The sequence below is a fragment of the Actinomycetes bacterium genome (assembly GCA_036000965.1).
GTDB lineage: Bacteria > Actinomycetota > CALGFH01 > CALGFH01 > CALGFH01 > DASYUT01.
The window spans coordinates 22221-31412 of record DASYUT010000264.1; the positions used below are offsets into that span (position 1 = coordinate 22221).

Annotated in this window: 11 protein-coding genes and 1 pseudogene; 5 read left to right on the forward strand and 7 right to left on the reverse strand. The window is 72.7% G+C overall.

All coding sequences use genetic code 11. The annotated features are described in order from the left end of the window. Positions 1-30 precede the first annotated feature (30 nt). Together VG276_22970 and VG276_22975 are read left to right on the forward strand one after the other, a co-directional pair. Positions 31-1230 (forward strand): acetate kinase, encoded by a 1200-nt coding sequence (locus tag VG276_22970; protein ID HEV8652172.1) that lies wholly within the window; start codon positions 31-33, stop codon positions 1228-1230. Positions 1231-1376: 146 nt separating this feature from the next. Next, positions 1377-1547: a hypothetical protein gene (locus VG276_22975; protein HEV8652173.1), complete on the forward strand. Its 171-nt coding sequence runs from the start codon at positions 1377-1379 to the stop codon at positions 1545-1547. A gap of 53 nt (positions 1548-1600) precedes the next feature. Here the strand turns inward: VG276_22975 and mgrA are convergent, their stop codons facing one another. The 3 genes from mgrA to VG276_22990 form a co-directional block, all read right to left on the reverse strand. Further along, complete coding sequence (gene mgrA / locus VG276_22980) at positions 1601-2647, reverse strand: L-glyceraldehyde 3-phosphate reductase (GenBank protein HEV8652174.1); 1047 nt, start codon at positions 2645-2647, stop codon at positions 1601-1603. A gap of 235 nt (positions 2648-2882) precedes the next feature. Further along, positions 2883-3596, reverse strand: coding sequence for a hypothetical protein (locus VG276_22985; protein ID HEV8652175.1), 714 nt, complete (start codon positions 3594-3596; stop codon positions 2883-2885). A gap of 70 nt (positions 3597-3666) precedes the next feature. Next, on the reverse strand, positions 3667-4419 hold the full coding sequence (locus tag VG276_22990; GenBank protein ID HEV8652176.1) for a YceI family protein: 753 nt from the start codon (positions 4417-4419) through the stop codon (positions 3667-3669). 109 nt (positions 4420-4528) lie between these two features. On the opposite strand from VG276_22990, the pseudogene VG276_22995 reads away from it, so the two are divergent. Continuing rightward, positions 4529-4651: pseudogene (locus VG276_22995) on the forward strand (pirin family protein). A gap of 99 nt (positions 4652-4750) precedes the next feature. Here the strand turns inward: VG276_22995 and VG276_23000 are convergent. After that, positions 4751-5416 (reverse strand): histidine phosphatase family protein, encoded by a 666-nt coding sequence (locus tag VG276_23000; protein ID HEV8652177.1) that lies wholly within the window; start codon positions 5414-5416, stop codon positions 4751-4753. Further along, positions 5413-6531, reverse strand: coding sequence for a glycosyltransferase family 4 protein (locus VG276_23005; protein ID HEV8652178.1), 1119 nt, complete (start codon positions 6529-6531; stop codon positions 5413-5415). Before VG276_23005 ends, VG276_23000 begins: the two co-directional genes overlap by 4 nt. On the opposite strand from VG276_23005, the gene VG276_23010 reads away from it, so the two are divergent. Continuing rightward, positions 6530-6664: a hypothetical protein gene (locus VG276_23010; GenBank protein HEV8652179.1), complete on the forward strand. Its 135-nt coding sequence runs from the start codon at positions 6530-6532 to the stop codon at positions 6662-6664. The genes VG276_23005 and VG276_23010 overlap by 2 nt on opposite strands. Here the strand turns inward: VG276_23010 and VG276_23015 are convergent. Together VG276_23015 and VG276_23020 are read right to left on the reverse strand one after the other, a co-directional pair. Beyond that, a complete protein-coding gene (locus tag VG276_23015; GenBank protein ID HEV8652180.1) occupies positions 6640-7023 on the reverse strand; it encodes a 6-carboxytetrahydropterin synthase in 384 nt (127 codons plus the stop codon). The genes VG276_23010 and VG276_23015 overlap by 25 nt on opposite strands. Positions 7024-7179: 156 nt before the next feature. Continuing rightward, positions 7180-8151, reverse strand: coding sequence for a zinc-binding dehydrogenase (locus VG276_23020; protein ID HEV8652181.1), 972 nt, complete (start codon positions 8149-8151; stop codon positions 7180-7182). A gap of 79 nt (positions 8152-8230) precedes the next feature. Here VG276_23020 and ribA point away from each other — a divergent pair. Continuing rightward, the coding region (gene ribA, locus VG276_23025) for a GTP cyclohydrolase II RibA (protein ID HEV8652182.1) at positions 8231-9192 on the forward strand (962 nt) is incomplete at its 3' end.

Here is a 9192-nt window from a genome sequence, read left to right on the forward strand (position 1 = left end):
CTCCTCCTCGATCCAGGGAGGCGCGGCCGGATGAGCAGGGTGCTGGTGCTCAACACGGGCTCGTCATCGATCAAGTACCGGCTGTTCGACATGGGCGGCCGCGCCGTGCTGGCGTCCGGGCTGCTCGAGCGGATCGGGGAGGAGACCTCCCGGCTCACCCACTGGACCGAGGGCGCCGACCCGCTGGTCGTGGATCGCAGGGTGGCCGACCACCAGGAAGGCCTCGACGCGATCTTCGAGGCGCTGGGATCCTCGAGCGGCCTGTCCGCCGGCCTTGCCGCGATCGGCCACCGCGTGGTCCACGGCGGCGAGCAGTTCTCCACCCCGGCCGTCATCGACGACAAGGTCGTCGAGGCCATCCGCGAGCTGATCCCGCTGGCGCCGCTGCACAATCCCGGCAACCTGCTCGGCATCGAGACCGCCCGGGCCGCGTTCCCGGCCATCCCCCAGGTCGCCGTGTTCGACACCGCGTTCCACCGGACCATGCCACCGCGGGCCTACCGGTACGCGCTGCCCCGCGACCTGGCCGACCGGCTGCGCATCCGCAGGTACGGGTTCCACGGCACCTCCCACGCGTACGTGTCCCGCGAGGCCGCCAGGCACCTTGGCCGGCCCCTGGCCGAGGTCAACCTGGTCACCATGCACCTCGGCAACGGCGCCAGCGTGGCCGCGGTCGCCGGGGGCCGGTCGGTCGACACGTCGATGGGGCTCACCCCGCTCGAGGGCCTGGTGATGGGCACACGCAGCGGCGACCTGGACCCGGCGATCGTGTTCTTCCTGCACCGCGAGGCCGGGCTGGCGTTCGACGAGATCGAGACGCTGCTCAACCAGGAGAGCGGCATGAAGGGTCTGGCCGGGGCGAACGACATGCGCGAGGTCGAACGGCGGGCGGCTGGCGGCGACGACCTGGCCCGGGAGGCGCTGGACGTCTACTGCTACCGCCTGCGCAAGTACGTCGCGGCCTACGCGGCCGTTCTCGGCGGGGTCGACGCGCTGGTGTTCACCGCCGGCGTCGGGGAGAACAGCCACACCGTCCGCGCCAGCGTGTGCAGCGGGCTCGAGTGCCTGGGCGTCCGCGTCGACGACGCCCGCAACCAGGTGCGGTCCCAGCGGCCACGCACCGTGTCCAGCGACGACAGCACGGTCGCGGTGCTGGTCGTGCCGACCAACGAGGAGCTGGAGATCGCCGAGCAGACCCTGGCCGCCATCGGCGACCGCCGGGCGAGCTGAGCACCAGGGCGGGACGACCGGGACCACACGGTCCTCGGGTCCTTGGTCACGACCTCCCGGAGGTCCGCGCCATCATGACTGCCGCCTTGGCGAAATGACCGGCCGTCTGCACGTACCACGCCGGGGTCGGGGGAACGGAGGGTCTCGTGCTGGCGCTGGTCCTGGCGGTCGCCACGGCCTGGAACCTGGCCGCCAACCTGTGGCCTCCGGCCAGCCTGTACGTCCCCGGGGCTCTGGCGGTCGCGGCGGCGCTGGTCGGCGTGGCCGTCCGGCTCGGGGGTACGTCGCCGACGGCAGGTCCACTACTTCAGCGCTGATGACGGGCGGTCCGGCCGCGGCCAGACCCGCACCGGGTCCGCCGCCTCCGGGGTCAGGCAGTGCTCGAGGACGCCCAGAGGTTGATGCCGGCCTCGGTGGCGTACCGGTCGATCTCGGCCAGCTCGTCCTCGCCGAACTCGAGGTTGTCGAGCGCGGCGACGTTGGCCTCGAGCTGGGCGACGCTGCTCGCCCCGACGAGTGTGGAGGTCACCCGAGGGTCGCGCAGCGTCCAGGCGACCGCCATCTGGGCCAGGGTCTGCCCCCGCCGCGCCGCGACCTGGTTCAGCGCCCGCACCTTGGCCAGGTTCTCCTCGGAGAGCTGGTCGCTGGTGAGCGAGCCCGGCCGGCTCGCGCGCGAGCCCTCCGGGATCCCGTCCAGGTAGCGGTCGGTGAGCATGCCCTGGGCCAGCGGTGAGAAGGTGATGCAGCCGATCCCGAGCTCGCCGAGCACGTCGAGCAGCTCGTCCTCGATCCAGCGGTTCAGCATCGAGTACGACGGCTGGTGGATGCGCAGCGGCGTGCCCAGGTCGGCGAGGATGCGCGCCGCCTCCCGGGTCCGCTCGGCCGAGTACGACGAGACGCCCACGTACAGCGCCTTGCCCTGCCGGACCGCGGTGTCGAGCGCCCCGAGCGTCTCCTCGAGCGGCGTGTCCGGGTCGAAGCGGTGGGAGTAGAAGATGTCGACGTACTCGAGCCCCATCCGGGCCAGGCTCTGGTCCAGGCTCGCCAGGAGGTACTTGCGGGACCCCAGGTCACCGTACGGCCCCGGCCACATGTCCCATCCCGCCTTGGTCGAGACGACCAGCTCGTCGCGGTGCCCGCGCATGTCGGTGGCGAGGACGCGGCCGAAGTTCTCCTCGGCCGAGCCGTAGGGCGGGCCGTAGTTGTTGGCCAGGTCGAAATGGGTGACGCCCAGGTCGAACGCCCGCCGGATGATGGCCCGCTGGGTGTCCAGCGGCCGGTCGTGACCGAAGTTCTGCCACAGCCCCAGGGACAGCTCGGGAAGCTTCAGCCCGCTCCGCCCGGTGCGCCGGTAGCGCATGGTGTCGTACCGGCCGGCAGCCGGGACATAGGCGCCTTCGCTCACGGTGTCCGCCAACGCATCACTCCGCCTGCTATTAGCTGGGCTCGTCCGAGGCCAGCAGGGATTCTAGCTCCGGTGCACCCGGTCCGGTAGACGGACCGACGGCATCAGCATCCTCCAGCAGCACCCGGGCCGGGCTGTGATGGCCGATGAGCTTGCCGGGGTCAGGTCGGCGTTGCCCTCGACGAACAACGCTCGCAGCTGGGATCACACTCCGGGCAGCCGGGATCACCCGTCCAGGCAGCCGGGATCACCCGTCCAGGACGAAGGTGAACGACGCCTGGCGGCCGCCGGGGCCGGCAGCGCCCACGTTCATCAGCAGCTCCCGCTGGAAGATGCCGTCGCTGGCGTTCTGTGGCTCGCCCGGGAAGTACAGCTGGGTGGTGAGGACCGGCCGGCCGGGCGCCTGCACCTTGACGTGGATGTGCCTGGTCCGGCCCGTGTAGAGCCCGGGCACGACCGTCTCCAGCCGGTAGCGGCCCTGGGCGTCGCTGAACTGGTGCCCGCGCAGGCGGAAGCCCTGGTTGTCGTACTGGCCGCCGTCGTCGGCCTGCCAGAAGTCCAGCAGGGCGCGCGCGACCGGCCGGCAGTCGGTGGCCAGCACGGTCCCGGCGACGACGAGCCTCTCGCCCGCCAGCCCCGGTTCCAGCAGCGAGGTGCGCTCGGGCGAGCCGGTGGAGAAGTACGGGCCCTCGGTCTGGGCCGGGGTCGGGTCGTCACCGTCGTCGCAGGCCGGGGTGGGCGCCAGGGTCTGCCCGGCGCTGGTCGCCAAGGTCTGCCCGGCCGCGGTCGCCGGCGAGGGCGCCGTGGTCGCCGCGCTCCCCCGCCCGGCCTGGCTGTTCGTAGTCTCGTCGCCGCAGGCAGCGGCCACCAGCGGCAGCGGCAAGGCCAAGCCGAGCTGCAGCAGCCGGCGCCGGGTCAGACCCGGCCGGGACCCGGCGGGCGGGCGGTATGTGGCGGGCAGGCGGGGCCTGGCGGGCGGGCCGGGGTGCTCCTCTGTCATGTCACGTCACCTCGGGTGGCTCCGGGCCCGCTCAGGCAGGCTCGAAGACGAGCTGGAACTCCACGGTCGCGTCGTCCTGGATCGACACGACCGGGCCGAACTGGGGCGGCTGGATGCCGTAGTCGGTCATGCGCACCGGGAGCTGGCCGGCCACCTGGATCGTGCCCCCGCTCCGGCGGCCCTGCAGCTTCAGGGCCACGCCGCGGGTGACGCCGTGGACGGTCAGCTTGCCGCGGCCCTCGCCGTCCACCTGCTGGCCGTCGGCCGGAGCCTGGCCAAGCTGGATGGGCTGGGTCAGCTCGAAGGTGGCGGTCGGGAACGTGTCCGACTCCAGGCCGCGCTGGCGGATGGCGTTGTCGCGGCGGCGCTCGTCGCTGGTCAGCTTGGTCAGGTCGGCCTCGATCCGCACCGCCGAGACCCGGTCGCCGGCGAGCTGCATCGTGCCGGTGACCGCGGTGGACCGGCCGACGGCGTCGCTGGGCGACGACAGGAACGCGAGCTGCTCCCGGACCCGGTAGCCGACGAACGAGGACCCGTCCCCGCGGATCCGCCAGGTGACGCCGGCGCTGCTGGTGCCCACCCCGGCTCCGGCCCCTGCTCCCGCCCCGGTCCCGGTCCCGGTCGAGGTGGGCGCCGGAGAAGGCGCCGCGTCCAGCGCGGCCGGCGGCGGGGAGTCCGAGGTCCGGGCCACGAAGACCCAGTACCCGGCGCCGAGCAGGGCCAGCGCGAGCGCGACAACCCCGGCCACCACCAGCCGGCCCCTGCGCGCCGGAGCATCCGGCATCCAACCACCCCCTTCGGAACGTCCGGGCCGACCACGGTACACACCGTCGCCACCCGGAGACGGCACGCAGCGTCATTCCGACCGGCTAAAGTGACGGTAAGAGGACCATGTCCGCCGGGCGTTCGCCGGCGTCGACCTGGCCACCCTCGACCCGTTCATCCCCATGGACCAGATGGGCGAGGTCGACTACGGCCCAGGGGAGCCCAAGGGCACCGCGTGGCACCCGCACCGCTTGGGGCAGGTTTGCCTCGACTGACTCTTGGCGCTCACTGTCGGTCCGAGACGACCGCAGCACCTGCAGCTCGCGGTCGGTCAGCGGCCAGTTGGGCCATCAGTCGGACGGCAGGTGGTGGGTGTCGTTGAAGGCGCGAAGGACCGCAGGGCCGTCCTGATACCAGTCCAGTTCCGACAGGCAGGCGGAGTCAAGGTGCATACGGTGCAGCGCGTTCGGTGGCGCCTGGAGGGCCAGACGGACCAGCGTCTTGATCGGGGTCACGTGGCTGACGACCAGGATGGTCCCGCGAGGCATGCGCGCAAGGAGCCGGTCGCGTGCGTGCTGGACCCGGATCGCGGTGTCGGCGAAGCTCTCCCCGCCAGGCGGCGCCAGCGACGGGTCGGCCAGCCACGCGGCCACCAGGTCGGGCCACCGCGCCAGCGCCTCGGCAAAGGTCAGCCCCTCCCATGCGCCGAAGTCGGTCTCACGCAGGTCCTCGTCGACCAGCATCGGCAGGTCCAGGGCGGCGGCTGCGACCTCGGCGGTCTGCAGGGCCCGGCGCAGCGGGGAGGACACGACCGCCCCGATGCCGCCGCGCGCACGCAGCCGCTCGGCGGCTGCGTGCGCCTGCGCCGCGCCTGCCCTGGTCAGTCTTGCGTCGCCAACGCCGCTGAAGCGCTTCTCGCGCGAGAGCGGCGTGTCGCCGTGGCGCAGCAGCACGGTCGTGGTGGGCGGGCCGGCTGCTGCCATCCACCCTGGCGTGCGGTCGATCCCGCTGGTCACCCTGCCTCCTCCGCTGTTCGCGGCCGCCTGGGACGGTGGTTGTCCCACATCGAGCCGAGGGCCGCCGTGCGGATCGCCGTGAAGAACCGCCGGGCGGTCTGCTCCCAGGTCGGGAACCCGGCGGCGCGCTGCCGCGCCGCCTCGCCGAGCCGCCTGCGGAGCGGCCGGTCCTCGGCGAGCAGCGACAGCGCCGCCGCCAGGCCGTCCAGGTCGCCGGCGTCCACCAGCATGCCTTCCCGGCCATGCTGTGCGAGGTAGGGCAGGTTGCCCGCGCGCCAGCCGACCACGGGGAGGCCGGCAGCCATGGCCTCGCCGTAGACGGTCCCATAGGGTTCCCTGACGCTCGGGAGCACGAACACGTCGGCGTCGCGGTACAGTCGCGCGACCTCGCCGCGGGCGCTGAGCCCATGACGGACCACCCGTGCGGCGACGTCGATGCGGGCCAGGCGCTGGCGGACCCGCGCGGCGTAGGCCGGGTCGGCCTGCTCGTCGCCGGCGAGGTGGAGGCGGACGGTGCCCGGCGGGAGGCGCGCGACAGCCTCCAGCAGGTCGAGGATGCCCTTGCGCGGTACCCAGTTGCCCACGCACAGCAGGGCGATCTTGGCACCCCCCCGCAGGTCCCGGGGTGCGCCGCCGGGCGACTGGGCGACGTCGCGGCCCGGTGGGACGACGGTGAGCCGGTCGGCGAACCCCTGGGCGGCGAGCTGGCCGGCCAGCAGGTCGCTGGCGACCAGCAGGCGGGCAGCCCTTCGGTAGGTCACCCGGTCCAGGGCGGCCTGCAGCGTGCGGCGAGGCAGGCGGTGGTCGATCCCGCCGGGGGGCTGGTGCAGGCTCCCGACCATGGGAACCGCCAGCGAGCGCACCCGTGGGACCAGGAACGCCGCAGCGATCGAGTCCACGACAAGCACGTCGGCCCCCTGTTCGACGATCGCCCGCAGAGCCCGCCGGCCGGCAAGGGCCGGCAGAGGAAACGGTCGCGTGGGCAGGGACACGAACTCCAGGCGGGCGCCGTTGGCGGGCGCGAACTCCTGCATGCGGCGGTGGTAGAGGTAGCCGCCTGTCAGGGTATCCGGATCACCCAACGTCACAAGGGAGATCGACAAGGTGCGGGTCATGCACGTGGCTCCGGCTGCGTTCGGCGCTGCTGGGCTGTTCGGTGGCGGGGAACGGTATCCGCTGGAGCTGGCCAGGGCGCTCGCCCGCGCGCGGCGCTGCCTTGCGGCCTACAGCGAGATGCTGGCCCGGTAGCCGCCAAACGCTACCGGCGACTCCCACACCCGGACCGCGAGTGTCTCCCCGCCGGCCGCACGGATCGGCTCGGTAAGCGTCTCGTGGACCCAGCGGGCGAAGACTTCCACGGTGACCGCCTCGGCGTCGTCGGGCCGGATCACCTCCAGGTCCTTGCCTTCGACGCGGCCGAGCACGTCGGCGAGCGCGGCCTCGAGCACGTCCAGGTCGCACACCATCGCCCGCTCGTCGAGCCATTCCCGCTCGACCACCACGTCGATGCGGTAGTCATGGTCGTGCAGCTCCCCCTCGGGACCGTCCATGCCTGGCATGACGTGGAACGCACGGACCTGCCTGCTCAACCCCACCTCGTGGGTCACGTGACCGACCTCCTTGCAGCGTGGTGCTCGGTTCTGATCCTCAACCGCTGATCGTGACTGATCCAGCGATGCTGCCTCCGAATCCCCCCGCCCGCGGAGCGTATCCCTCCTGACCAACAAGCAAGGCGACGTGGCCGTCGAGCGGTCAGACATCCTCTAGAACGACAACGCGGCGTGCATCAGGCCCGCTTCCCCGCGATCCAGCGCGGCGAACGCGTCCTCGGCCCGCCCGAACGGGAACTCATGCGTTGCCAGCGCCGCCAGCGGGAGCCGCTCGAGCAGTTCGGCCGCGACGGTGCGCCGGCGCGCCACGGTCCAGCTCGCCGCAAGCGCCGACGGGATCGTGGACACCTGGGTGCTGCGGATGGTCAGCCGCCTGCGGTGGAACGCCCCGCCAAGGGGCAGCGGGGCGAGCTTGGTCCCCAGCCAGGAGGCGACCAGCAGCGTGCCCTCGTGGGCCAGCAGCCCGAGCGCTTGTCCGGGGGCGTCGGGGTTGCCGCTGGCGTCGATGGCCAGGGGGACCCCACGCCCGCCCGTGTCCGCCTCGACCGCGTCGGGCAGCAGTTCGGGCGCGATGACGCGCAGCCCAAGCGAGGCCGCCAACGCGCGGCGCCAGCCCAGCGGCTCTGCGCAGAGGGGAAGGGCGCCCGACCGCTGCAGCAGCATCGCGGTGAGCGTGCCCAGCATCCCCAGCCCGAGGACCACCACGGGCTCGCCAGCGCGCGGCCCGGCGTCCAACGTCACCTGCAGTGCCGTCTCCACCAGCGGGAACAGCGTCGCGGTCCTGGGAGGCACGCCAGGCAGGGGGACCAGCGCCTGGCGTCGTATCACGAAGATATCCTGGTGCGGGTGGAACGCAAACAGCGGCTCGTCCAGGCCCTGAACCCGCCCGACGCACCCGTACCCGTAGGCGAAGGGGTAGGAGAAAGTACCGTGGAGCTCGTCAAGCGCCTCGTCCAGGACGAGCTCGCGAGGGGCCTCGCCCCTGTAGACCAACAGCTCGGTGCCGCCGCTGATCCCCGAGCACACGGTCCGCACCAGGACCTCGCCTGGGCCGGGAGCCTGCAACTCCACGTCCCGGATCTCCACCCGCCGGGGTGCGACGTGGACAAGGGACCGCGCGTTCACCGCCACCGCCTACCCCTCACGTGATCATGACAAGCGCGTACAAGTTTGCGGCCGCCCCCTGACAGGAAGCGAAGGCCACATGATGCACCTCACTGAAGTCGCCCGCGTGCGCCTGCCGACGGCGACCGGCCAGTTCGACGTCCGCGCGTTCCAGACTGGCGGCGGGAACATCTACCTGGCGCTGGTGCGCGGCGACATCGGCGACGGACGCTCGCTGCTGACCCGCGTGCACTCCGAGTGCCTGACCGGCGAGGCCCTCGGGTCGCTGCGCTGCGACTGCGGGCCGCAGCTTCAGCTCACCCTCCGCGCCCTGGCCGCGGAGGGCCGCGGCGTGCTCGTGTACGCCACCGGGCACGAGGGGCGCGGCATCGGACTGGTCAACAAGCTGCGCGCCTACAGGGAACAAGACGCTGGCGCCGACACGCTGGACGCCAACCTCCGGCTCGGCCTGCCCGCTGACGGCCGCGACTACGCGGAGGCCGCAGCGGTACTCGCCGCGCTCGGCGTCCGTTCGGTGCGTCTGCTCACCCACAACCCTCGCAAGGCCGAGGCGGTTCGCGCCGAGGGCATCGAGGTGGAACGGCTCGAGCGCCTTGCCACCGCCCCCAACTTGCACAACCACCGATACCTGGAAACCAAGCGTGAGCGGATGGGCCACATCGACGCGCTCGGCCCGCTGCTGCCGGAGATCCACGAGCAGCCCGTCGACGTGACGCCGCTGCTTGGCCACGCACGGCCGCGGCCGGAGCGGCCGTTTGTGCTGTTGAAATACGCACAAACGCTCGACGGTCGCATCGCCACCCGCGACGGCGACGCCAGGTGGATCAGCGGCACCGCCGAGCGGCGGATCTCCCACGCCTTGCGCGCCGCCTGCGACGCGGTCCTGGTCGGCAGCGGGACCGTGCTCCGCGACGACCCGCTACTGACCGTGCGCCTGGTCCCTGGCGTCTCCCCGCTCCGGATCGTCCTGGACTCCAGGCTGCGCACCCCGCTGGATGCCAAGGTGCTCAACCATGACGCGCCAACCCTCGTGGTCACCAC